The sequence below is a fragment of the Peribacillus sp. TH14 genome (assembly GCF_016651145.1).
Classification (GTDB): domain Bacteria; phylum Bacillota; class Bacilli; order Bacillales; family DSM-1321; genus Peribacillus; species Peribacillus butanolivorans.
In genome coordinates, this window is record NZ_JAEKEK010000001.1 from 2085902 (window position 1) to 2111451 (window position 25550).

Sequence of the window (25550 nt, forward strand, 5' to 3'; positions counted from 1 at the left end):
TTTTGGTAGTTTGAGATTACACAAAGGTGATTCTGATAATTAAGGATGTAGAAGGAAGCTATGAAGATATCGCCAACATCTGTTTTATGCAAAGTTTGATAGATGCATTGTTGAGGAGGAAAAAAATGAATGAGAAAAAAAACGACTTTCTGATGCTTGATACAGGAAGCTATTTTGGAAAAGCAAGGGTGAACGACCCTAAGTATCAGGAGGATTTTACATTTATTGATACTTACGAACTACCAGATATTGATTTAAAACCTTTTAAATGCCTGGTCATCCAGGGTTTAATAGATCAGAAATTTTTATATAAACATAAAGAGTTAATTCATGAATTTTTAAATGATAAAAAAGTCATCGTTTTTTGTGGCAACATATTTATGGATTGGCTACCAGGGGGATCGAACTTTATCCCTAAAACGATACACAGTTTTCAAGACTATGTTGTATCAGTCCACCAACCCCACCCGATTTTTGAAGGGGTGGAAGAGGATGATATGACCTATAATAAAGGGGTTTCAGGCTTTTTTGCAAGAGGTCATCATCCAATTCCTGATAAAGCTGAGGTTTTGTTGACGTTGCCTGGTGGAGAACCAATCACATATATTGATAGGCACAGCACAAAAGGAACAATTCTTGTTCATTCAGGAAACGATTTATTTGGTTCGATGAATGTGAAAAAAACAACAGTCCGTATTAGCTTCCAACTCATGCAGTGGGTACGGAATGAATACCAAATACTTCAAGAGAAGAGTGAAGTGAAATGAGGAAAATTGCAGTAATTGACGGTGGTAGTTCACAACACCATCGGACATATACCGAGCCGAAATATCGTAAATATATTGATACACTAATTTATCTTCCTGATCTAGTTGAAACGTCAATTGATGAATTTGATGTCCTGCTCCTTCCTTCCCAACTACATATGGGCCTTCTCATGAAGTCCATGGATAAAATATATGAATTCGCTAATAGGGGTGGGATCATTGTGTCCTTTGGTCCACAGCTGAATGAATGGATTCCAGGCCATAATTGGGAGTTCAGGGAAACGAATTTTTGGTGGTGGCTTGAAAAGGATCCTAAAAGTGGTTTAGTCCTCCAAAAGCCTGACCATGATTTATTCAGCCGCTATCTAACACTTGCTGATTCGACTTGGCATCAGCATGGCGTATATTGGCCGCCTAAAGGTTCAGATATCCTTGTTTCTACTGAGGATGGTGGAGCTGTTCTTTATATTGATAAAGTCAGTACAAAAGGTACTTGGGTAGTTATGACTCTTGACCCTGATTACCATTATGGCTCTTATTTTATGCCAGCAACGGAAAGGTTTCTGAATGGATTCTTCCCTTGGCTTGCTGAAGGCGATGTATAATGATGTAATTTGAAAATCTTCCAAAAGGTAACGGAGATCAACATGTCCTCCCTTACCTTTTCTTATTTAGGATAGTTCGATGGCTTCCTGTTCAGGAAAGAGCATGTTGCTATAGTTTTATGGATTTACAAGAATGATTAAATGGACTCTACTCCGATTGTATAGCAAGTACTGCGTTTGCTACAGTAAAGTTCCCCCACACCATTTTGTTCCAATAATTTATAGTAATCATCCAGTGAATCTACTTGGGTATTTTTTGTTATTAAAGAAGGAAGAAATCCATTTTTGTCTGGCTAGTTGAAAAATAAAACCAAATATTCTTTTTCGGGATCTGTTTAATTGTCAAAATCGGGTGGTATATGAGGAAAGATAGTAACTTATTTGAAATATAAAAGAAGTGAAAAGCTTGATAAAGAAAATACATACACCATGAATTTGCCTGAAATTTAAAGACATGGAGGGGAATGACAAGGATGACGAATGAAAACGAACACGGAAAAGTAAATGAACAAAGCAAAAATCAACAGTTGGATCAATATCGAGTGGACGATAACGGGAAAAAGATGACTACTAACCAAGGTTTGCGTGTTTCGGAGGATGAGCATTCCTTGAAGGCGGGTGACCGGGGTCCAACATTGATGGAGGACTTTCATTTTCGTGAAAAAATGACCCATTTTGACCATGAGCGTATTCCCGAGCGGATTGTACATGCGCGCGGGTTCGGGGCACATGGATATTTTCAGGTACATGAGCCGATGGCTGAATATACAAAGGCAAAGTTTCTTCAAAACCCATCAGTTAAGACACCGGTATTTGTTCGATACTCAACCGTAGCAGGTTCCCGAGGATCAGCAGATTCGGTCCGTGATGTTAGGGGATTTTCTACTAAGTTCTATACTGAGGAAGGGAACTATGACTTGGTCGGAAATAATATCCCAGTATTTTTTATCCAAGATGCCATTAAATTTCCTGATTTAATTCATGCGGTTAAGCCGGAACCTCATAATGAAATACCTCAAGCGGCGTCTGCACATGATACATTTTGGGATTTTGTTGCCAATAATGAAGAAACTGCCCATATGATTATGTGGCATCTGTCGGACAGAGCCATACCAAGAAGTTTCAGGATGATGGAAGGGTTTGGTGTCCACACATTCCGTTTTGTTAATGATGAAGGTGTTGCCCATTTCGTTAAATTCCATTGGAAGCCGGTACTTGGTGTTAAATCCCTTGTCTGGGATGAAGCACAGAAAATTGCTGGGAAAAACCCCGATTTTCACCGTCAAGATCTATGGGAAGCCATTGAAACAGGGAATTATCCGGAATTTGAATTTGGCGTGCAATTGATTAAGGAGGAAGACGAATTCAAATTTGACTTTGATATCCTCGATCCTACTAAACTATGGCCAGAAGAACAGATCCCAGTGAAAATTATCGGGAAAATGGTTTTGAATCAAAATACGGATAACTTTTTTGCAGAGACGGAACAGATAGCTTTCCATCCGGGGCATGTCGTACCGGGTATTGATTTTTCCAATGATCCGTTGCTACAGGGACGATTATTCTCATACACAGATACCCAGCTATCCAGATTAGGTGGTCCTAACTTCCATGAGCTTCCGATTAACCGAACGGTTGCACCCGTGAACAATAATCAACGGGATGGCATGCACCGTATGGCAATAAACCCTGGTCCTGTAAGCTACTATAAGAATTCACTAGCCGATAACTCTCCAGAACCTGCCTCAAATGCAGAAGGCGGCTATGCTCATTATCAGGAAAAAGTGGATGGCAGGAAGGTGCGTCAACGCAGTGAAAGCTTCAATGATCATTACAGTCAGGCAAAATTATTCTGGAATAGTATGACAGATGTGGAGAAAGAGCATATTATTCAGGCTTTCCACTTTGAAGTGGGAAAAGTGAAAAGTAAGGACGTTCAGCAGCAGATCGTAGAGATGTTCAGCAATGTAGATGTGGAGCTGGCTAAAATAATTGCAATTGGAGTCGGAGTGGATCCTCCTACAAATACGCGTGAGGTCAAAATGGATCTGTCTTCTTCAGCATTAAGCCAAGAGAAAATGAAAGCCAACACTGCGGCGACAAGAAAAGTGGCTGTGTTGGCTGCAGATGGATTTAACGGATCTGAAGTTTATCAAGTCCTGGAATCACTTAAATCGGCTAGTATTATCGCAGAAATCATCAGTAATAATCGTGGTTGGATTACAAGTGCTGAAGGCCAGCAACTCGAGGTCGATCAAACATTCCTGACAGCTGACTCGGTTTTATTCGATGCTGTGTATGTGGCAGGAGGACAGCAGAGTGTCGATTCATTAAAGACTTTGAAGGATCCGATTTACTTTGTCGAAGAAGCTTACAACCATTTCAAAGCGATTGGAACAGGAAAAGAAGGAGCCGAAATTCTAACGAAGGTAGGCATAACTTCACTTGATCCAAACGGAGGCATTATAGCCGTTTCGGATACAAATAGTGAATCTACTGCTGCCTTTATCGATGCGATTGCTAAGCACCGTCATTGGGCACGTTCTTAATTCTTGAATGTAAAAACCCAGACTTTAAGGAGTCTGGGTTTTTAGTGTGATTTAGAAATTATTATTGTAATAACTCTCCACATCTTTAATATGCTTTTTCCTCAAAGAGAGAGACAATTCCAACAATCACGTTGGTGGCCTTCATCATATTATCGACGGAAATGAATTCGTATTTGCCATGAAAGTTCTCGCCGCCTGTAAAAATATTTGGTGTTGGTAGGCCCATATACGATAGTTGAGAACCGTCCGTACCACCGCGGATTGGTGAGATTTTTGGTTTGATTCCGAGTTTCTCCATCGCTTCATAGGCAATGTCGACGATTTCTTTGACCGGCTTGATTTTTTCCTTCATGTTGTAGTATTGATCATTCAATTCAAGAAGGATTTGATTTTGACCATATTTTTCTCTTAATTCTTCGGTGACTTTCGCTATATAGTTCTTACGGTTGTTAAATTGTTGGCGGTCAAAATCTCGAATAATGTAGGAAAGCTTGGTTTCCTCAACATCTCCGTGAAATGAAAGGAGATGATAAAATCCTTCGTAACCTTCTGTATATTCCGGTGCTTCTTCTCGAGGGAGTTTGCTGTGGAGCTCCATGGCAATCTTAGCTGAGTTGATCATCTTCCCTTTGGCAGTACCAGGGTGTATATTCGTCCCTTTGATAGTGATCTTGGCTGATGCCGCATTAAAGCTTTCATATTCAAGTTCACCAAGTGGACCGCCATCTACTGTATAGGCAAATTGAGCATCGAAAGCAGCTACATCAAACTTATGTGGTCCTCTGCCGATTTCTTCATCTGGAGTAAAGGCCACGCGGACTTTTCCATGTTTGATTTCTGGATGATGAATTAAATAATCCATAGCTGTCATAATTTCGGCAATGCCAGCCTTATTATCTGCGCCGAGTAGGGTTGTTCCATCCGTTGTGATTAAGGTATGCCCTTTATAGTCGTTAAGCGAAGGAAAATCATTAGGTGATAGGATGACATTCAATTCTTCATGTAAAGTAAGATCACTACCATCATAACTTTCAACAATTTGCGGTTTTACATCTTTCCCAGTAAAATCCGTCGCCGTATCAATATGAGCCAAAAATCCGATAGTCGGTACTTTCTTTTCTGAATTGGCAGGCAAAGTCGCCATAACATAGCCATTTTTATCAATTGTCACTTCTGTCATCCCGATTGCTTGTAATTCCTCTACTAATGTATTTGCCAAAGTTAACTGTCCGGTTGTAGAAGGACATGTGGGATTTTCCTCATTGGATTGCGTATCCACCTTTACATAGGAAGTAAATCTTTTAATAATTTCATTTTTCATTTTTCCCTCAGCTCCTTTTTCCCTTATCTTACCATGTTTGATTAGGATGAAAAAATCAACTTTGTTCTAGTGGATGAATGATTCGTCCTTCTATCGTTTTTAGGGTGTGAACTTTAAAATATGATTTTGTATAAAACAGCAAAGAAGAGCATGTTATTACCCCACATGCTCTTCTTTGCTGTTGTTTTTTGAAGGTATGGTCTAAGGGCATGTACTTTTACATATTCAACGCCCAAACAGATACACTTTTACCATGAACAGGAAAGGTTGCGAAACCATCTTCTTCAATGGTGATATGATCATCTCTATGAAAGGTCAGGTCAATCCAGATTTCACCAGCACGATGTTCACCGACGAACATCCTTTTTTCACTGTTGTGGTCTCCATTGGAAACAATGACAGCACATCCAGACCCTTCTAGTTCTTCGACTCCAAGTCGGACCCAGCCTATCGTGTTTGGATCATCGAAATAGTCTTCTTGTTTTCCATAGGCTTTTTCATATCGAGCAAATAAGAGGCGGTCTAAAATATCTTTTTTTCCAGGAACTGGATAAGGTCCGCCGATTCCGTAATAGTCTCCGTAAAAGACACAGGGGTAACCGCAAAGTCTCAGCAAGATAAGGGCATATGCTGATGGTTTAAACCAGTCCTTTACCCAAGATTCTAGTGATTCATGTGGCTGGGAGTCATGGTTGTCGACAAAAGTAACGGCCTGTGCCGGATTGGTTTTAACGAGGGTATGATCAAAGATGGTTGAGAGGTCGAACTTAGAGCCTGCTTTTGAGGCTTCATGAAATTTATAATGCAGAGAAACATCGAACAAGCTGAGGTCATGATTTGTTTGTTCTAAGTAAGTTTGGCAAGCCTTCACATCGGCCTTCCAAAATTCTCCGACCATGAAGAAATGTTCCTTTGTATAAGGGAGGAGTTCCTTTAAAAAATCATTAATAAAATCATAATCAATATGTTTTACAGCGTCCAATCGAAAACCATCGCATTTTAACGTGTCGACCATCCATTTTCCCCAGCTAATCATCTCCTGGCGAACTTTTGGCTGACTGTAATCGATGTTCGCAAACATTAAGTAATCGTAATTACCAAATTCATCAATAACATGCTTATTCCAATGTTTATTTTCCCCTGTTATCCGGTACACACCCATTTTGTCGTTTCCGGCATCATAGTCCGTTCCATTAAAATGAGTATGATTCCATTTAAAATCAGAGTATTGATTATTACGGCCTGGAAAATCGAATGTTGTCCAACCTTCAATTTCAAACGGTTCTGAAATGTCTTCCATCCGGTTGTCCGGGTTGACTTCAATGACTTCAAATTTTTCAGTTCCATCAGCTCCAGCCTTATGGTTCATAACTAGATCGATATACACGCAAAGCCCGTAGTTATGACATGTAGCTATTGCTTGAAGCAATTCCTCTTTTGTTCCGTATTTGGTTCGAACGGATCCTTTTTGGTCGAATTCACCCAAATCGTATCCGTCATAAATTCCATAGCCGTTATCCCCTACGGATTGCCCTTTTGTAACTGGCGGAAGCCAAACACAGTCAATTCCTATATCTTTCAACTTGGAAGCCTCATACTTTAATCTGTCCCAATGAGAGCCATCTGCTTCAAGATGCCACTCGAAAAATTGCATCATTGTATGATTTCTTTTCATTCGTTCCCCCCCTGACACCGACACGTTTTGACAAGATTGATAATGGACAATCGGAAAATTAATGATGGAAATCTTTACCCCGTATATAAAAATAATAAACAAGTAACCAGTCTCTCTGAATAGAGGTTCAGTCCTCTCCTTATTTTACTATTTTATACCAAATAAGGGTAATTATAAGTTTGAAAATAATCGATGAGAGCAGTTTGTTAAGTCAGGAAGAGGGAGGAATAAGCTCAAGAAAGTGTTATGAAAAGGCGCTTGGAGCGTGGTTAATCATATTAGTAGGAAATCAAGGTATTTATTTTTTTTAGATTTTTTTTTGGCGTCTGTCCAAGTTGATTTTTGGTTTTTTTCGTGAACTTTTATAGAAATAAAGAATAATAGGGAAAGAAATTATTTTTGTACGTAGAGTCATTTGGTTGGGAAATAGATAGAGGGTATTAAGCTAATGAAATAAAAAAAGGTATCCCAAAATTTAGTTTAGGATACCTTGATTGTAACGAAATTAATAGGCAGTTAGCCTCTTTTTCCTCTTCGTTTAAAGAAGTGAGCGAATGCCATTGCGCCAAATAGTAATAAAAGGAGAACAGAAGATAGAATTATCGTTTCTTTGGAGTAACTGCTGTTAGCCACTCCTTGCGAACCCATATTCTCGTTCATACCAGGGGGCTTTATAGCTGCACCATTTTCACCGTCACCCATGTTAGGGGGCTGCATGGTTGCACCGTTCTCACCGCCGCCCATGTTAGGAGGCGGAGCTGCACCATTCTCACCGTCACCCATATTAGGAGGCTGAGGTGCGCCATCTTCTCCATCGTCTATATTAGGAGCTGCACCGCCCATACTGCTTTCTGTTTCAGCTTCAACAACTAGATCTCCAGAAAGTTGTGCCAAGATAGAATCAGCACGTTGGGTAGCGAAATCAACCAGGGTTTCTTTGCCTGACGTTGCTTCTGTATACTCGTCCAATGTATAGAATTTTGTCGGATCTTTTTCCACATATGGTGAGATTAATGTGGAAATCTCAGTTGTCATTGCTGTCATATTTTCTTCAGAGAAAAAATCTGTGGCAATGTCGTCTAGATAATCATAATATTTTTCGCGGTACTCTTCGTTGGAAAGCAGGGCATTTAATAAAGGCCGATTCTCAAGTGTCGTACCTGACACAGGCTCTGTAATGCTGAAGTTAATAATGCTTTCATTCATGAAATTGGAGCTCATGTCCATCATGGCACCACCGTTCATATTCGGTGAACCACCAGGGAATTCTGCATTGTCATCATCATTAGCATTAGCAGCAGTTGTATCACCATTAACCGTTGCAGCATCTTTTTGATCAGCTGCCTTTTCATCCTCTGCGGCTTGTCCCTTTCTGCCCCCGCCCCCTGAATAACCACCAAATGACATATTATAGTCCCATGGCAGGATGGAAAAGACGCCGTTCTCTTCATATAAATAGTAATTATGCTTTTTATCGCCTTGATAGTGATCGAGGTTGACAAGAGCTGTATTAGCTGCAAAGTAGCGCAGCATTTCGTCAACATTTAATACTTCTTCTAAATTCCCGCCATTATTGATAACATCAAGCATTTTGATCATAGCAGATTGATCGGAATTATCGTTTGTTTTTAAGTTTATTCCTGTGTAGTCATCAATATCATCGCTAATCCATTTTAAATCACTTCCGGTGCCATCAGGATAATAAAGGTCCCCGGTGCCATCAGCAAAGTTAGTATCTAAAAATGTTTCTTCAATAGCTTCTACACCTAAATACAAACCCCATTCTTTGCCGTTAATGGTCACGTACATATAGGAATGACCGGGAGTTGCTATGCCCATTTTTTCCATTAGCTCATATGAAAGATACTCTCTCATATAGGTTGGGTCACTGTAATTGTTATTTAAAGCCAATTTTTTCAAGCCGTGTAAATCTTGATCTTCCTGATAATAATCAAAGTCTATCTTCCAGCTGTAACGATCAGAATCTTCCATTTGGACAACAGAATTTAAGGAAAGGTTTCCCTTGGTTCGAAAGCCTACATTTTTAACCGTTTCTCCATCAATCGTTACATCGGCATTAACAATTTCCTTTTCAGTGGGATTCTCCAAGATGGAGACTAAATCATCATCATCCATTTTTATATCAACGTTTGTCACCTTACTTTGGTCAAATACAGATTCTGTATAAGTTTTCCCTTTCGAAGCTTTTTCAACTTGAAGATTGGGAAGGAGAAACATCACTGCTATAAAAATTACTATCAGTAAACCAATCGACGCTAAAACATATCTTGTTTTTAACATGCCAAGGCTCCTTCCTCCTGTATTCTTAAATAGAGGAGCGGACATAGATTTTTATGTCCGCCTTCTATCTTAGGCAGTGAAGTTGCCGTCATAACTTAACATGATTGCAGAATGAACGCTGTCCATGTCCTTGACTTGATTAATGAATTCAGTATTATTATCCTTTAATCGAATTTCATATGTCACTTCGAGGTTATTGTCAGGCATTACGGATTTCGATTTGATAGAGTGTTTTTTCACTTTACTAGAAATCCTTTCTTCTAACGTTTTTTCTATTGAAGCATCTGTGTATTTCACGATAAATAAATAAGGATTTTCTACAGTCAAACGGTTTGCAAATACAAGCATGACAATACCGATTAAAATAGCACCGATGATGACGAGTGGAATTAGACCAGCCCCGCACAAAATTCCAGAAGCAGCTGCCCAGAATAGGAAAACCAAATCCATAGGGTCTTTAATAGGCGTTCTGAACCGTACAATAGAGAGAGCACCAACCATACCAAGAGAGATAACGATATTAGTTGAAATACCCATGATAATTAGGGCAGTAGCCATTGTCATAATGATGAGAGAGATGTTGAAATTGTGTGAGTACATCACACCGGAAAAGGTCTTCTTATAAATAACGTAAATGAACAAACCAATGGTAAATGCTAACAGTAACCCTATTAAAGAGTCAATAATTGAAAAGCTTTCGGTTTTGTCCAAAAAGCTAGATTTGAAAATATCATTAAAAGTACTTGTAGTTGTTGCAGTTAAGGTCGTATCCATGTTTTATTCCTCCAAAAATATTGGTAGCTGAAAATCAGCCGTATCTTCTGCTTAGTTGATATTTTGAAAAAGATGATTTTCTAGTATCGATGATGGAAAGCAATTGTTTGATGATACCTGGAAGAAATTCATCAAATTTGACCTCCAGAATGACCCAATCGGGATCTAATGCATCGACTACGATTAATTCAGGATTCAGGAAATCTGTGTCCCGACAACTGGTTTTCACGTTACTATCAAACGTCACCCGAACATTTCCATATTCATAGATAAAGACTTCTCTTTCATAGTCCACGACGGTTGTCGGTTTGATCTGAAAAAGGGTCATTTGAATATATAAATCTCGAAGTAAATCCCTTGAATCCCCAGACATCCATTCTATATCCCCTAAACGAATTCGTTCATATTCCTCAGCAGAGAGCCTACATTTCTGTTTATAGGTTAAATTATCCCGCTTACTCTTTTTTTCTAGGTTAATAAAGTCGGAATCATAATCATAAAGTCTAGCTCTAAATTTATCTCTATGATAGAAGCCCTCTGTTTTTTGCCTTAGTATTTTATTGTCAAAGTTATCGAAATAGACACTGCGAATTAAATACTTTCCATCATGTCCATGGGGATCAAGCTTCATAAAGTTCTGTAGGTTATTTCTTAATAGATAACAATCTGCTTTGGTAATTGCATGTTTGAGTTCACGCCTGCCTTTCAAACCATTCATTTTTGTTCCTCCTTTTCTGTGTTTTTATCTAGGTCAAGCTTATTAATATAATCTTAATTAAACCTTAAGAAAAATTTCCAGGTCATAAAATGAACAGAATATCCTAGTTACAACCATTTAAATACCATTTTTAACCTTTGTTTAATTTTATTGGAATTTATTAGAAGAAAAATGAGCGTATTTACTCATTGAGAATAATTATCATTATCATTAGAATGAATTGTGTGATAATGATAATTATTCTCAATTAATTAATATACAGGGAGGCTCATTATGGGAACAACCACACTTACCAAAAATGATCAATTACTGGAACAACAAAACACAAGGGAATCAAATGCTCGATCTTATCCTAGAAGATTACCTATGGCCATCGATCAAGCGGAGGGAATATACCTAACAGACATGGATGGAAAAAAATATATTGATTTTCTTGCCGGTGCTGGAACATTAGCGCTCGGACACAATCACCCGGCTGTGCTAGAAGAAATGGAAAATGTTCTAAAAGCTAAACGACCTTTACATACATTGGACTTTACTACGCCAATCAAAGAGCAGTTCGTTGATGAAATTTTTGAATGTCTGCCTGAAGAATTCAGAAAAAATGCAAAGATTCAATTCTGTGGTCCTACAGGCGGAGATGCCATTGAGGCGGCACTTAAATTAGTTAAAACAGCTACAGGCAACCGAAGCATTTTATCTTTCCAAGGTGCTTATCACGGAGCAACACATGCGACAATGTCAATTAGCGGTAATACAAAACCAAAGGAAAAAGTTCAAGGGTTAATGCCAGACGTGCATTTCCTACCATATCCATACCAGTATCGCTGCCCATTTGGAATTGGCGGAGAGGAAAGTCACAAAATTAGTAGCCAGTATATCGAAAACCTGTTGAACGATCCTGAGTCTGGATTATTAGCACCTGCAGGAATGATTTTAGAGGCAGTACAGGGTGAGGGAGGTTCCATTCCAGCACCAATTCCGTGGCTTAAGGAGATCAGGAGAATTACAAAAGAGAGAGGCATTCCATTAATTATCGACGAAGTTCAATCGGGTATCGGCCGAACAGGTAAAATGTTTGCCTTCGAACATGCAGGAATCATTCCAGATGTTCTTGTACTATCAAAAGCAATAGGTGGCAGCCTTCCATTATCCGTCGTGATTTATAACAAAGATCTGGATCTATGGTCTCCGGGTGCTCATATTGGTACGTTCCGCGGAAATCAATTGGCAATGGCAGCAGGAACAGCAACTTTAAAGTTCATGAAAGAAACAAACCTTGTGGAGCATGCAGCTAAAATGGGAGAAATCTTAAAGAATATTCTTAAAGATTTGCAAAAAGATATCCAACAAATTGGGGATGTTAGAGGCCGGGGATTGATGGTCGGTGTTGAACTGGTTAACCATTTAGAACCGCAAAACTCGAATGGAAGCTATCCGGCTAATTCTGAACTTGCCAGCACCATTCAACAGGAATGTTTCCAAAGAGGATTAATCTTAGAAGTCGGTGGCAGACATGGTAGCGTCGTGAGGTTTTTGCCTCCATTAATCGTAACGGAATCCCAGCTTCGAGAAGCTACTGCAATTTTTGAAGAAGCTGTTCGTGCAGCTGTTGCAAGAGGGTGAATAATAAATGATTGAAATGATTAATAAAACTAATTTTGCTTATTCTCCATTTTTCTTGAATAACGAGGCCGGTTTCAATAATTACACCGATTCTTTAACAATCATCGAAAAAAGACTTACCGACTTTTTAAAAGAGAATAATCAGCCGTATTCTGGGAAAAAACCACATGAAATAGAAGCGAGATTAAATGAGCTATCCCTTGGTTCTATAAAAGGGGAGACATTGGAAGGTGTCGCAGCTGAACTAGCTGAGTTTGTTATTAATGACAGCATCAATGTACACAGTCCTACTTGTATCGGACATTTGCATTGCCCGACACTCGTACCTGCAGTGGCTGCCGAAATGATTATCAGTACTCTAAATCAATCAATGGATTCCTGGGATCAAAGCTCGACCGCAACCTTTATTGAAGAGCGTTTAATAGATTGGTTGTGCACTCAGGTAGGGTTTTCTGATAAAGCGGACGGGATTTTCACAAGCGGTGGAACCCAATCTAATTATATGGGACTGTTATTGGCGAGAGACGCCTATTGTAAGCGTGTCTGGGATATAGATGTACAGCAACATGGTCTGCCAACCGAAGCAAAAAAACTGCGGATTTTATGCTCGGAGGCTGCCCACTTTACGGTTCGTAAATCCGCGGCGCAGCTAGGGCTTGGTGAACAGGCGGTAATAACGGTTAAAACGGATTCTAATCACCGTCTTTCTATAGATGAACTGAATCGTCAGCTTATGATTTTAGAGGAGCAGGATTTACTTCCATTTGCGATTGTTGCCACATGTGGAACAACGGATTTTGGTTCTATAGATCCATTACATGAATTGTCTGCAGCTGCAATGGAAAAAGGGTTATGGCTGCATGTGGATGCCGCTTATGGCGGAGCGATGATTTTAAGTCGGGATTTCAAAGAATTAATCAATGGAATTGAACTGGCTGACTCGATTACGGTTGATTTTCACAAATTATTCTATCAACCAATCAGTTGCGGTGCCTTTCTTGTCTCCGACCGCAATTCGTTTCAATATATCCAGCATCACGCCGATTACTTGAATCCACAGGAAGATGAAGAGGAGGGTATGGTCCACTTAGTCAATAAATCGATTCAAACGACGAGAAGATTCGACGCGCTGAAACTTTGGATGTCATTAAAGGTTGTTGGACTCGATACATTTGCTGAAATGATTGACTATACTTGTCATCTTGCACGCGAAGTGGCTGCGAAGATCAATAAAGCAGAAGGGTTCAGCGTATTAAATAAAAATCCCGAATTGAATGCAGTTGTATTTCGTTATAATCCCGAAGGAAAAAGTGATCAATTAGTAAATCTTCTAAATAAACAGATTCAGCAAGAATTACTAAAGAGCGGACGTGCATTTTTGGCAAAAACTCGTTTTGATGGACAGGTTTATTTAAAGATGACTCTATTGAACCCAATGACAAAGCTTGAACACATAGAGGAAATCATTGATGAGATTCGGGTATTAGGTGAAATGTTCAAGATGATGGAGGAATGATGATGAATAGTAAGCAAATAGCTGAACGGGCGACGATGCAAAGCTTTCTGAATTGTTATTTCCGAGAAACTGGGAATTGCAGTCTAGAAGAAACAAAGAACTGGCCTGAGCTGGAGGGTACTGTACCGACTTCTTTATTAGTCAGTAATCTTGCATCCCAAGATATTGCATTGCTTGTTCCACTAAAGTATTGGTCGGAAACGGGGCGTCATATTATATCCTTCCCGGTTTACTACCAAACGGCGTCCAAACAAGTGCGTGAATTAGACTACGTGACAATGGTTTCAGCCGTGTCTAAAGAATTATTAAATGAACAGGGCCGAACAGATAGTGAAGATGAATTGATGTTGCGTGTCATCCTAAGTAGCCAAAATATTCAACGCTATGTGGAAGCACGGAGAGTAGACTTTGATACACTTCAAAGTCCTGACTTTACATACATCGAAGCAGAACAGTCCCTTCTATTTGGTCACTTGTTCCATCCAACACCGAAAAGTAAGCAGGGAATATCAGATAGGGATGAATGGAACTATTCACCAGAATTAAAAGGGGAGTTCCAGCTTCATTACTTCCTAGCAGATTCATCGATTGTCATCCAAGACTCTAGTGAAGTCATATCTGCAAGTGAGATCATTAAACAGGAATTAGCCGGCGATTTGGAGATTTCCAGTGGATTCCGTGAATCGTATTGCAAAAAAGAAAGCCCATATATCATTATTCCAGGGCACCCGCTTCAGGCAAAAGAACTAGTCGAAAAAGAAGAAGTCAAGAAGTTAATTGAGCTAGGACTACTAATCTATGCAGGCCCGCTTGGGAAAAAATTCACGGCCACTTCTTCATTCAGAACAGTCTATAGTGCTACATCGAAATATATGTATAAGTTTTCCGTTCCGGTTAAAATCACAAACTCGTTACGTGCAAATCTGCAAAAAGAACTCGATCGTGGTGTTGAAATCGCGAAATTAATAGATTCCAAAGTGGGCGATGATTTAAGAAAGCAGCACCCGTCCTTCCGCGTCATAAAGGACCCTGCTTATCTAACAATCAAAACAACTGAACAAGATTCAGGTTTTGATGTTGATATTCGGGAAAATCCTTTCTATGAAAACAATAAACAAGCAAGCCTGATTGCAGGTCTATGTCAGGACAATGCCTATGGTGCACCATCAAGGCTTGGAGCGATCATCCGAAAATTAGCAGAAGAAGAAAACCGTAGTACTGAAGAAGTAAGTAAGGATTGGTTTAATACGTATCTTTCAATGACACTAAAACCGATGCTTTGGCTGTTTGAAGAGTATGGAATTGTTCTAGAAGCCCATCAACAAAATTCAATTATCCAGCTTCAAAATGGGTACCCATCCACTTTTTATTATCGAGATAATCAAGGGTATTACTATTGTGAATCAAAAGTAGACCGGCTGATGAGCATCCTGCCTGAACTAAGTGAAAAAAGCTTCACAATTTGTTCTGATGAAGTTGCTGAAGAAAGACTTCAATACTATTTCTTCTTTAATCACTTATTAGGCATAATCAACAATTTTGGTACGGAAGGATTAGCATCAGAGCAGACACTATTACAGCTCGTTCAGGAACAATTAGAATCTAGTGGTAAGGAAAGCAAAGATGAAGGATTGAACCGGGTTGTCTCGAGGTTGCTTTATGAACAAGAACTACCTTGTAAAGCCAATTTACTGACGCGTTTTCATGATATGGACGAGCTTGTTGGCTCACTTGAGACACAGTCTGTTTATACGACCATTGAAAATCCGTTCGCGCAGGGGGTTTTGGCCACCCATGAAAAATAGTTATGAAGAAAAGCTGAAAGACCGTAATCAGCAGCTTTCTTTTGTCAAAGTGGAATTTGAGCGGGATATTGATACTCTGCATAGTTGGATGCACGAAGATCATGTGATACCCTACTGGAACTTGAATTTTACAAAAGAAAAATTTGCTGTTCATTTGCAGAAAGCGTTGGCTGATACACACCAAACACTATACTTGGGTTGCCTGGACGAGATCCCAATGAGCTATTGGGAGTCGTATTGGGTAAAAGGCGATATCATTGAAAAATATTATGAGGCTGAGGAGGGTGACCAGGGTATTCATTTACTCATTGGTGATCCCGAGTATCTTGGAAAAGGACTAGCTTTGCCATTTTTGCGTGCAATGGTGAAATTCCAACTACTGACTTCTACCACAAACAAAGTGATGGCAGAACCGGATATCCGGAATGCAAAGATGATTCATTTATTTGAAAAATGCGGCTTTACCCCAATTAAAGAGATTGAACTCCCTGACAAAACAGGATTACTTATGTCATGTACGCGGGAGAATTTCGAGAGGAAGTGGAAGTATGGAGAAGCAACAATCTATCTATGATGTGGTTGGAATCGGGATAGGTCCCTTTAACCTTGGACTTGCGGCCCTTTTAGAGAAAACCTCGGAGCTAAATGCCGTCTTTTTTGAGAAAAAGCAGGAATTTAATTGGCATGAAGGGATGTTGCTTGAAGGGACGACACTGCAGGTACCATTCTTTGCTGATCTAGTTAGCATGGCAGATGTGACAAGCCCATATAGTTACTTGAATTATTTACAGCAACATGACCGGCTTTATCATTTCTACTTCCTTGAAAAATTCTTGATTCCGCGAAAAGAATATAACGAATATTGCCGCTGGACTGCGAATCAACTTGATAGCTGCTGTTTTGGAAAAGCGGTGGAGGCGCTGGAGTATATTAAGGATCAAGAGGAACCTTTCTATCAGATCAGTGTGAGAGATGAAAAAACTCAACAGATTGAAGTCTATTATAGCCGTCATATAGTCATGGGAATTGGCAGTGCTCCAGCTGTACCGTCTGCATTTAGTCCATATATGGGAGAGAGCATCCTGCATTCGGCCGATTATTTACGGAATAAAGGAAATGTCTTAAAGAAAAAATCCATAACAGTTGTCGGATCCGGACAGAGTGCGGCCGAAGTATTTGAAGACCTACTTAATGAGCAGGAGAAGCATGGTTACCAGCTAAACTGGTATACAAGATCCAAAGGTTTTTTTCCTATGGAATATTCAAAACTTGGGTTGGAATACTTCACTCCAGATTACCTAGATTTCTTTTACCGTCTGCCTCAGGAAAAGAAAGATGAAATTCTGCCAAAACAGGATCTGTTGTATAAAGGAATCAGCGCGAAGACAATTGCTGCGATCTTCGACAAAATGTATGAAAAGTCTATTGGAAATGCAGAACTTGCCATTGAACTTAGGGCAATGACAGAAGTTGCAGCCGTAAAGCCAACTGAAAGTGGCTGGACATTGAAATGTCGACAGTGGGTGGAAGAAAGCGAATTTGATGTGAACACAGAGGCGGTCGTTTTTGGTACTGGCTACAAATCAACCGTGCCGGCATTCCTTGACAGTATGGAAGACCTTATAGTCCGCGATGAGTTTGGCAGACTTGAAATTACGAAAGACTATCGAGTTGGTACGACCGTATCTACACCAAATCATCTTTTTATTCAGAATGGCGAGATACATACGCACGGCGTGGGCGCACCTGATTTAGGATTAGGGGCATTCCGGAACTCCATTATTATTAATCAATTAGCGGGAAAAGAGATTTATCCATCTGAACCAAAAGGAGCTTTTCAATCATTCCGTGTAAAAGCACCAGTCATGGCCTATTAATAGAAAGAAAGGGAGTCAATGTATGCAGTTCATAAATGAAGTGGAAAAGGCGGTTACAGAAAAAAATTGGTCGATAGTAAACCAAAACCTACTCGCTAAAATGATTTCCGAGTATATGTATGAAGATATAATCCATCCAGCTGTCTTGAACGAAAATGCAGCAGGAAACTTATATGAGTTAAAGATAAATGAGGAAAAATCTTATCAATTTTTAGCCTTGCCTCGTCTTTTTGACAGTTATGATGTACAGGGTGAATCGATTAAAGTATTTGAAGCAGAACAAACCAGACAAGCAAATGATGCCATTCAATTCATTTTGGACCTTCAGCCGTTAATCGGGATGACTGCAGAAACAACGGGCCATTTAATCAAAGAGTTCCATCATACGTTGCTTGCAGATCTGCAATTACTATCTAAACCGGAACAAAACGCGGATGATTTAGTCGAACTGGACTATGCGCTACTTGAAGGAGAGATGAGCGGTCACCCTTGGATTGCCTATAACAAGGGAAGAATTGGATTCGGTTATGATGATTACCTGAAATTCGCTCCAGAAAATCAGGAGAAAATTCAGCTATCATGGATTGCCGTTCATAAAACAAGGGGTGCGTTCAATTCCATCCAAACGTTATCCTATAAACAATTGATGGAAAATGAACTAGATGATGAAACCCGAAAAGTATTTGGAAACAGATTGGCAGAGAAAGGGTTAAAGGAAGAAGACTATTTTTACCTGCCAATCCATGAATGGCAATGGAAGAATGTAATCATTCAGAATTTTACCGATGATTTAGCTAAAGGTCTGATTGTAGCTTTAGGAAACGGCCCTGATGAGTATCTTCCACAGCAATCGATTCGGACGTTTGTTAATGTTTCGAATAAGAACAAACATCACGTCAAGCTACCAATGAGCATTTTAAATACGTTGGTCTACCGTGGATTACCAGCAGAGCGTACTGTCATTGCACCAAAAATCACAGAGTATATTAAGAACATTTACAATAATGATTCGTTCTTAAAGGAAGAATGTAAAGTAGTACTTCCTGGTGAGGTGGCCAGTTTAAATGTGGATCACCCATATTTTTCTAAGCTAAAGAATGTACCATATCAATATTTAGAGATGCTAGGCGGTATTTGGAGAGAAAGCATATACAGTTATATGGAAGAAGGCGAGAAGCCTATTACACTTGCATCCCTTTTGCATGTGGACCACGAAGGAAAGCCGTATGTGGAAAGCCTGATTGAAAAATCTGGATTAACTACGGAGGCCTGGACAGCCCAATTATTCGACGTCATTCTTTCACCATTGTTACATTTTATCTATCAGTATGGGGTTGTCTTCTCACCGCATGGCCAAAATACAATTTTAGTATTGAAGGATTATAAACCGCACCGGTTGGCAATCAAGGATTTTGTAGATGATGTAAATATCAGTGATCAACCGCTTCCTGAATTAAGTATGCTTCCTGATAATCTAAAAAAGGTACTAAGAAGCGAAGCTCCGGAGGGCCTGGTTCAATTCATTTTCACGGGACTATTTATCTGTCATTTCCGTTACTTGTCCACACTTCTTATGAGAAGGAACCTATTGGATGAGAATGTCTTTTGGGAAGGTGTTGCTCGGGCAATCCTTACACATCAGCAAAAATTCCCACAATTGCAGGATCGTTTCGAGACATTCAATTTCTTTGCACCTAAATTAACCAAACTCTGTCTGAACAGAAACCGTATGCTTCAATACGGATATAGTGATGGCGAAGATCGTCCGCATGCATCTGAGTTTGGGTATGTAAATAATGCTCTTTACGAAAAGTTACCTGCAAACACACTTTAAATGTAAAGTTGGCTCAGATATTTGAGCCAGCTTTTTCAAATTTTTTGTTTTCATAACTAGAGATGTAAAAGGAACCTTTGTGTTCATTATTCATCAAATGTATATCTAAGAAAGGATTGTGTTATGCTTTTTGGTTCAAATTACCTAATAAATATCTGTGGAATAGGACTTGCCGTCCATATGAATTGGTGATAAGCTAAATATGTAAACGGTTACACATAATATATTGAGGTGGATATATTGGCAACTATTCGGGATGTTGCAAAGGAAGCGGGAGTTTCCGTAGCAACGGTTTCAAGAGTGATGAATGGCAGCGGATATGCACATGAAGACACAAAGAAAGTGGTCATGGCAGCTGTTGAAAAGTTAAATTATAAACCGAATGAAGTGGCAAGATCCCTCTATAAACGTAAATCTAAATTGGTTGGCTTGATTTTACCTGACATTACTAATCCCTTCTTTCCAGAAATGGCAAGGGGAGTTGAGGACTATCTGCAGAAATTTGGATATCGATTAATATTTGGGAATAGCGATGAAAAGCGAGATAAGGAAATAGAATATATTGACACCTTTCTACAGAATAATGTAGTGGGCATGATTGCATCAACAAGTGAAGAGACAAATGAAAATTTTGATAATCTAGAAATTCCTGTTGTCCTTCTTGATCGTACAGCAGAGGAGTTGCCAGCCGTCTATTCGGATCAAAAAACAGGCGGTAAATTGGCAGCTCGTGTATTGCTCGATCGAGGTAGCACAAACATCGTCCTTATCAGGGGACCAGTCGAAATAAAACCTGTATATGAACGGTACATTGCAGCATTGGAAGAATTGGAGCAAGCGGAAGTGAATGTTCATGTCATGGATTCATCTCTTACCCTTCAAGGTGGACAAATTTGTGCGAGACAGTTGTTTGAACAGTATCCGGAGACAGATGGAATCATTGCCTGTAATGATATTGTTGCAGCAGCCGCTCTACAAGAAATCTTGAAAAGGGGAATAAGAATCCCTGAAGATATTCAATTGATTGGTTATGATGATATCGCATTCACAGCGTTATTACATCCTCCGCTATCGACAATTCGCCAGCCCGCCTATGAGATGGGGGCACAAGCAGCAAAACTGTTAATTAAAAAGATCAATCAGGAAAAAATAGAAGAAACGCACAAAAAGCTTCCAGTTTCTTTTGTGGAAAGACAAACAACGAGAAGGAAGGCGGAGAAGCCATGATAAAAATTGCAGTAGTAGGAAGTTCTTCAATGGACTTAGTGGTAACATCAGCTAAGCGTCCTATAGCAGGGGAAACAGTTCTAGGAGATTCGTTTATAACAGTTCCAGGAGGAAAAGGGGCCAATCAGGCCGTGGCCGCAGCTCGTCTTGGTGCGGAAGTAACAATGATTGGATGTGTAGGAGATGATTTTTATGGAGAGATCATCTTAGAAAACCTGAAAAAAAATCATGTAAACACGAAGTATGTGGAACCGGTTACAGGTGCTATGTCAGGTACAGCTCACATTACCCTTTCAGAAGGTGATAACAGTATTATTGTCGTTAAAGGAGCAAATGATTCCATCACTCCTGAATATGTACAAAAAGCGAAAAAAATCATCGAGGATTCAGATATCGTCATGGTTCAGCAGGAGATACCAGAGGAAACTGTTTTATACCTTGCTGAATTATGTGAAAAACTCCAAAAGAGATTACTTTTAAACCCAGCACCTGCACGTAAGATAAGCGAGGCTGTTATTCAACAGTCATCATTCATTACACCGAATGAACATGAATTCGAAATACTATTCGATGGAAGAGACCGGACGGAAGTTTTAACAGAGTATCCAAATAAATTATTTATTACAGAAGGTAAAAATGGCGTCCGTTATTTTGACGGGCATGAAGAGAAGGTTGTCCCAAGCTTTGTGGTTGAAGCAGTCGATACAACAGGTGCAGGAGATACATTTAATGCTGCACTCGCGGTTGCTGTTGCAGAAGGAAAAAGTTTTGACGACTGTCTGTTATTCGCAAACCGGGCTGCCTCTATTTCTGTTACGAAGTTAGGAGCTCAAGGAGGTATGCCGACAAGGGAAGAAGTCGAAAGGAGCTTTGAAGAATGAAGCGTCATGGAATCATCAATAGTTCAATAGCCAAAGTTCTTGTTGACCTTGGGCATACGGATTATATTGTCATAGGTGATTGCGGCCTCCCGGTACCTTCAGGAGTACTTAAAATAGATTTAGCCTTAATACCTGGAACGCCTTCATTTCAAGATGTTGTTCGTGCCGTTCATGAAGATATGGTAGTCGAGAAAGTGATTGCCGCCACTGAGGTGAAGGAGAAGAATTCAAAGCAGCATCAATATATGGAACAGCAATTCGGAAATGCGATTGAATATGTTTCCCATGAGGATTTTAAAAGGCTGACAAGTAAAGCAAAGGCAGTAATCCGTACAGGAGAAACGACGCCGTATTCAAACTGCATTTTGCAGTCTGGAGTATTTCTTTAAATAAAAGAGGTGAAGAGCATGCAAATTGAAATGAAAAATATTTATAAAGCATTTGGTCAAAACAAGGTATTGGAAGGCGTTCAGTTTTCTTTAGAGGCTGGAGAAGTCCACGCGCTTATGGGAGAAAATGGAGCCGGAAAATCGACCTTGATGAACATTTTGACCGGGCTGCATAAGCATGATCAAGGGACTATTGAAATTAATGGTAAAGAAACCTCATTTAAGGATTCAAAGGAAGCAGAAGAAGCGGGAATGGCCTTTATCCGTCAGGAATTGAATATTTGGCCAGAAATGACGGTGTTAGAGAATTTATTTATCGGCAAGGAAATGGTAAATGCCTTCGGTGTCCTAAGAAATAAACAAATGAAAGCGCGTGCAAAAGAGATCTTTAAAACGCTTAATATTTCCCTTCCTTTTGATAAGGAAGCAGGGCTTTGTTCCGTTGGGGAACAGCAGATGATTGAAATTGCTAAAGCGCTTATGACGGATGCCGAAGTCATCATCATGGACGAACCAACCGCGGCCTTAACTGATAGAGAAATCGAGAAGCTCTTTGAAGTGATGAAGGGCCTTACCGAAAAAGGCGTGTCTCTTGTTTATATCTCTCACCGAATGGAAGAAATCTTTGCCATTTGCGACAGAATCACCGTGATGCGTGATGGAAAAACTGTCGATACGAAAAGAATTAAAGATACAAATTTCGATGAAGTTGTTCAAAAGATGGTTGGCCGGGAGCTAGAGGATCGTTTTCCTCATCGTGAAGCCCATCTAGGTGAAGTAGTCCTTGATGTAAAAGGACTAACTAAAAAGGGGCTTTTTGAAGATATCCATTTCGCTGTCCGAAAAGGTGAGATTGTGGGCGTGGCCGGATTAATGGGAGCGGGTAGAACAGAAATAATGCGTGCCCTTTTCGGGGTTGATCAAATAGACAGCGGTGAGATTACTGTTGAAGGTAAGAAAGTTTCCATACGAAAACCAACGTATGCAGTTCGCTACGGTTTAGCTTTCATCACGGAAAACCGTAAAGAAGAGGGCTTGATCCTGGACTTTTCAGTACGGGAAAATATCGGCCTGCCGAATTTAAAAAGCTTCGCTCCTAGTGGACTCGTAAAAACGGAAGATGAGAAAAAATTTGCAGAGATGATGATCAAGCGACTTCACGTGAAAACATCCTCTACAGAAACGATCATCGGTAATTTATCCGGTGGGAATCAACAAAAGGTGGTTATTGCCAAATGGATTGGCACTTCGCCTAAAGTATTGATTATGGATGAGCCAACCAGGGGAATTGATGTTGGAGCTAAACGTGAAATTTATGAATTGATGAATGAATTAACAGAGCGCGGTATCGCCATTATTATGGTTTCCTCAGAGCTCCCTGAAATCGTTGGGATGAGTGATCGAATCCTTGTTGTTCATGAAGGTAAAATTGCCGGGGAACTGAAAAAGCAGGAAGTAACACAAGAAAAAATTATGGCATTGGCGACAGGAGGGAACTAGGATGAAACTTGAGGCTACAGGGAAAAGCGGGATTTGGCAGAAATTTGGTCCGTTACTCGCCTTGATTTTATTATTTATCGTAATAACTGTTTTAAATCCATCATTCATGGAACCAAATAATATTTTGAATTTATTGCGTCAAACCTCTATTAATGCGCTTATAGCATTTGGGATGACCTTTATCATTTTAACAGGTGGAATAGATTTGTCCGTTGGTTCCATACTGGCTCTATCCAGCGCACTTATGGCTGGAATGATGGTCTCAGGATTAGATCCAATTTTAGCAATATTAGTAGGAGTTCTACTGGGTACACTAATGGGTGTAATTAATGGAATTCTTGTTTCAAAAGGGAAAATGGCACCTTTCATTGTGACGCTGGCTACGATGACAATTTTCCGGGGATTAACGCTCGTCTATACAGATGGAAAGCCAATTACAGGAATTGGTGATTCAGAACTGTTCCAAATGCTTGGGAGAGGATACTTCCTTGGGCTGCCGGTTCCAGCGGTTGTGATGATTATTGCTTTCTTTATTTTATGGTTCCTACTTCATAAAACATCATTTGGCCGTAAAACGTATGCAATTGGTGGAAATGAAAAGGCTTCCCGAATATCTGGGATTAAAGTAGATCGAGTAAAAGTAGCCATTTACGGGCTGGCAGGTACTATGGCAGCGATTGCTGGTGCCATTTTAACATCCCGTTTGAATTCGGCACAACCAACAGCTGGTCAATCCTATGAGATGGATGCCATTGCTGCGGTAGTGCTTGGCGGAACAAGCCTTTCAGGCGGTAAAGGCAGGTTGTTCGGTACACTAGTCGGTGTTCTGATTATCGGTACTTTGAATAATGGTATGAATTTACTAGGTGTATCTTCTTTTTACCAACAAGTGGTAAAAGGTGCAGTTATATTAGTTGCGGTTTTACTTGACCGTAAAAAATCATAAGTTGAGGTGTAATCAATGAAAAAAATAGTATCGTTGTTCATGATTCTTTCTTTAATGGTGTTAGCTGCCTGTTCAATGGATTCGGGTCAAAAAGATGATAAAAAAGAAACCAAAGACTCTATGGAAGACGTGAAAGTCGGAGTCAGTATTTCAACGTTAAACAATCCATTCTTCGTTTCTTTAAAAGATGGTATTGAAAAAGAAGCAAAAGAAAAGGGCATGAAAGTTACAGTTGTTGATGCACAGGACGATACAGCTAAACAAATTAGTGGGATTGAAGATTTAATTCTTCAAAAAGTAGATATCCTTCTTGTTAATCCAACAGACTCAAGCGCAATTTCTTCAGCTGTTCAATCAGCAAACGAAGCGGGTATTCCTGTTATTACAATTGATCGTTCTTCTGAAGAAGGGGATATCGAAACATTCATCGCTTCCGATAACGTGGCTGGTGGAGAATTAGCTGCAGAATACCTAGTTAAAGAGCTTGGCGAAAACGCAAAAGTAGTGGAGCTAGAAGGGGTTTCAGGTGCATCTGCAACTCGGGAACGTGGGAAAGGGTTCCACAATATTGCTGACAAGCAATTAGAAGTGCTAACAAGTCAAACGGCAGAATTTGACCGCACAAAAGGTCTTAACGTTATGGAAAATATCCTACAAGGTAAAAAGGACATTCAAGGGGTATTCGCTCATAATGACGAAATGGCTCTAGGAGCTATTGAAGCAATCAAAGCAGCTGGTAAAGACATCATTGTTGTTGGTTTTGATGGGAACGATGATGCTTTAAAGGCTGTTGAAAACGGTGAGCTAAAAGCAACGATCGCTCAGCAACCGGCTCTTATCGGTAAAGAAGCGGTTAATGCCTCAGAAAAAGTCTTAAAAGGTGAAAAGGTAGACGAAACAATCTCTGTACCATTGAAATTGGTTACTAAAGAATAATAGTTTTAGTGAGAGTGTCGGAATTTTTCCGACACTCTTTTTGTAGATCAATGATTCAATCTTTTACAATCAAGTTAGTTTGATGCAAATGTGGCGGCTAACTATACAAAGATCATATTAATCAGTTGAATAGCAGAATACAATCTAACCTCTTAAATCATGCTACAGGTGAATATATTGAACGGTTATAATTTAGCGTTCACTACTATTAGGATGTGAACTTTTTACGTTTAGGGACTTAAGTAGTGGTAAAGAGGATTTTAAGGTTATTCAGCACGGATTGAAATGAACGATTACCTGCAA

Annotated in this window: 20 protein-coding genes; 15 read left to right on the forward strand and 5 right to left on the reverse strand. The window is 39.7% G+C overall.

All coding sequences use genetic code 11. From position 1 onward, the window contains the following. Positions 1-125 precede the first annotated feature (125 nt). The 3 genes from JFU50_RS10155 to JFU50_RS10165 all read left to right on the forward strand — a co-directional run bounded on the left by JFU50_RS10155 (position 126) and on the right by JFU50_RS10165 (position 3921). Positions 126-767: a phosphate starvation-inducible protein PhoH gene (locus JFU50_RS10155; RefSeq protein WP_201187724.1), complete on the forward strand. Its 642-nt coding sequence runs from the start codon at positions 126-128 to the stop codon at positions 765-767. Then, positions 764-1372 (forward strand): hypothetical protein, encoded by a 609-nt coding sequence (locus tag JFU50_RS10160; protein WP_098177059.1) that lies wholly within the window; start codon positions 764-766, stop codon positions 1370-1372. Before JFU50_RS10155 ends, JFU50_RS10160 begins: the two co-directional genes overlap by 4 nt. Positions 1373-1845: 473 nt before the next feature. Then, positions 1846-3921, forward strand: a complete 2076-nt coding sequence (locus JFU50_RS10165; protein WP_201222496.1) for a catalase — start codon at positions 1846-1848, stop codon at positions 3919-3921. 85 nt (positions 3922-4006) lie between these two features. On the opposite strand, the gene pepT is transcribed toward JFU50_RS10165, so the two are convergent. The 5 genes from pepT to JFU50_RS10190 all read right to left on the reverse strand — a co-directional run bounded on the left by pepT (position 4007) and on the right by JFU50_RS10190 (position 10710). Beyond that, on the reverse strand, positions 4007-5242 hold the full coding sequence (pepT, locus tag JFU50_RS10170) for a peptidase T (RefSeq protein ID WP_201222498.1): 1236 nt from the start codon (positions 5240-5242) through the stop codon (positions 4007-4009). Positions 5243-5459: 217 nt separating this feature from the next. Then, a complete protein-coding gene (locus JFU50_RS10175; RefSeq protein WP_201222500.1) occupies positions 5460-6917 on the reverse strand; it encodes an alpha-amylase in 1458 nt (485 codons plus the stop codon). A 516-nt stretch (positions 6918-7433) separates the two neighbouring features. Then, positions 7434-9218, reverse strand: coding sequence for a CotH kinase family protein (locus JFU50_RS10180; RefSeq protein ID WP_201222501.1), 1785 nt, complete (start codon positions 9216-9218; stop codon positions 7434-7436). Positions 9219-9287: 69 nt separating this feature from the next. After that, positions 9288-9992 carry a DUF4956 domain-containing protein gene (locus JFU50_RS10185; RefSeq protein ID WP_201222503.1) on the reverse strand — a complete coding sequence of 235 codons (705 nt, stop codon included), beginning with the start codon at positions 9990-9992 and terminating at the stop codon, positions 9288-9290. 34 nt (positions 9993-10026) lie between these two features. Beyond that, entirely contained in the window at positions 10027-10710 is a 684-nt protein-coding gene (locus JFU50_RS10190) for a polyphosphate polymerase domain-containing protein (RefSeq protein ID WP_201222505.1), read from the reverse strand. Between the two features lie 273 nt (positions 10711-10983). Between JFU50_RS10190 and JFU50_RS10195 the strand changes: the two genes are divergently transcribed. The 12 genes from JFU50_RS10195 to rbsB all read left to right on the forward strand — a co-directional run bounded on the left by JFU50_RS10195 (position 10984) and on the right by rbsB (position 25247). After that, positions 10984-12336 carry an aspartate aminotransferase family protein gene (locus JFU50_RS10195; protein WP_053348344.1) on the forward strand — a complete coding sequence of 451 codons (1353 nt, stop codon included), beginning with the start codon at positions 10984-10986 and terminating at the stop codon, positions 12334-12336. 7 nt (positions 12337-12343) lie between these two features. Continuing rightward, entirely contained in the window at positions 12344-13852 is a 1509-nt protein-coding gene (locus JFU50_RS10200; RefSeq protein WP_201187708.1) for a pyridoxal phosphate-dependent decarboxylase family protein, read from the forward strand. Continuing rightward, entirely contained in the window at positions 13852-15657 is a 1806-nt protein-coding gene (locus JFU50_RS10205; RefSeq protein WP_201222507.1) for an IucA/IucC family protein, read from the forward strand. Before JFU50_RS10200 ends, JFU50_RS10205 begins: the two co-directional genes overlap by 1 nt. After that, positions 15647-16231 (forward strand): GNAT family N-acetyltransferase, encoded by a 585-nt coding sequence (locus tag JFU50_RS10210; protein WP_201187704.1) that lies wholly within the window; start codon positions 15647-15649, stop codon positions 16229-16231. Before JFU50_RS10205 ends, JFU50_RS10210 begins: the two co-directional genes overlap by 11 nt. Continuing rightward, positions 16206-17534 carry a lysine N(6)-hydroxylase/L-ornithine N(5)-oxygenase family protein gene (locus JFU50_RS10215; protein WP_201222508.1) on the forward strand — a complete coding sequence of 443 codons (1329 nt, stop codon included), beginning with the start codon at positions 16206-16208 and terminating at the stop codon, positions 17532-17534. Before JFU50_RS10210 ends, JFU50_RS10215 begins: the two co-directional genes overlap by 26 nt. A 22-nt stretch (positions 17535-17556) precedes the next feature. Then, positions 17557-19368, forward strand: a complete 1812-nt coding sequence (locus JFU50_RS10220) for an IucA/IucC family protein (RefSeq protein WP_201222509.1) — start codon at positions 17557-17559, stop codon at positions 19366-19368. Between the two features lie 240 nt (positions 19369-19608). Beyond that, complete coding sequence (locus JFU50_RS10225) at positions 19609-20595, forward strand: LacI family DNA-binding transcriptional regulator (RefSeq protein WP_201222510.1); 987 nt, start codon at positions 19609-19611, stop codon at positions 20593-20595. Next, positions 20592-21476, forward strand: coding sequence for a ribokinase (gene rbsK, locus JFU50_RS10230; RefSeq protein WP_201222511.1), 885 nt, complete (start codon positions 20592-20594; stop codon positions 21474-21476). The genes JFU50_RS10225 and rbsK overlap by 4 nt, the downstream gene beginning before the upstream one ends. After that, positions 21473-21865 carry a D-ribose pyranase gene (rbsD, locus tag JFU50_RS10235; RefSeq protein WP_201222512.1) on the forward strand — a complete coding sequence of 131 codons (393 nt, stop codon included), beginning with the start codon at positions 21473-21475 and terminating at the stop codon, positions 21863-21865. The genes rbsK and rbsD overlap by 4 nt, the downstream gene beginning before the upstream one ends. An 18-nt stretch (positions 21866-21883) precedes the next feature. Beyond that, positions 21884-23365 carry a sugar ABC transporter ATP-binding protein gene (locus tag JFU50_RS10240; RefSeq protein ID WP_201222513.1) on the forward strand — a complete coding sequence of 494 codons (1482 nt, stop codon included), beginning with the start codon at positions 21884-21886 and terminating at the stop codon, positions 23363-23365. Between the two features lies 1 nt (position 23366). Continuing rightward, on the forward strand, positions 23367-24311 hold the full coding sequence (locus tag JFU50_RS10245) for an ABC transporter permease (protein ID WP_053348354.1): 945 nt from the start codon (positions 23367-23369) through the stop codon (positions 24309-24311). A gap of 15 nt (positions 24312-24326) precedes the next feature. Continuing rightward, on the forward strand, positions 24327-25247 hold the full coding sequence (gene rbsB / locus JFU50_RS10250; protein WP_053348355.1) for a ribose ABC transporter substrate-binding protein RbsB: 921 nt from the start codon (positions 24327-24329) through the stop codon (positions 25245-25247). Positions 25248-25550 lie beyond the last annotated feature (303 nt).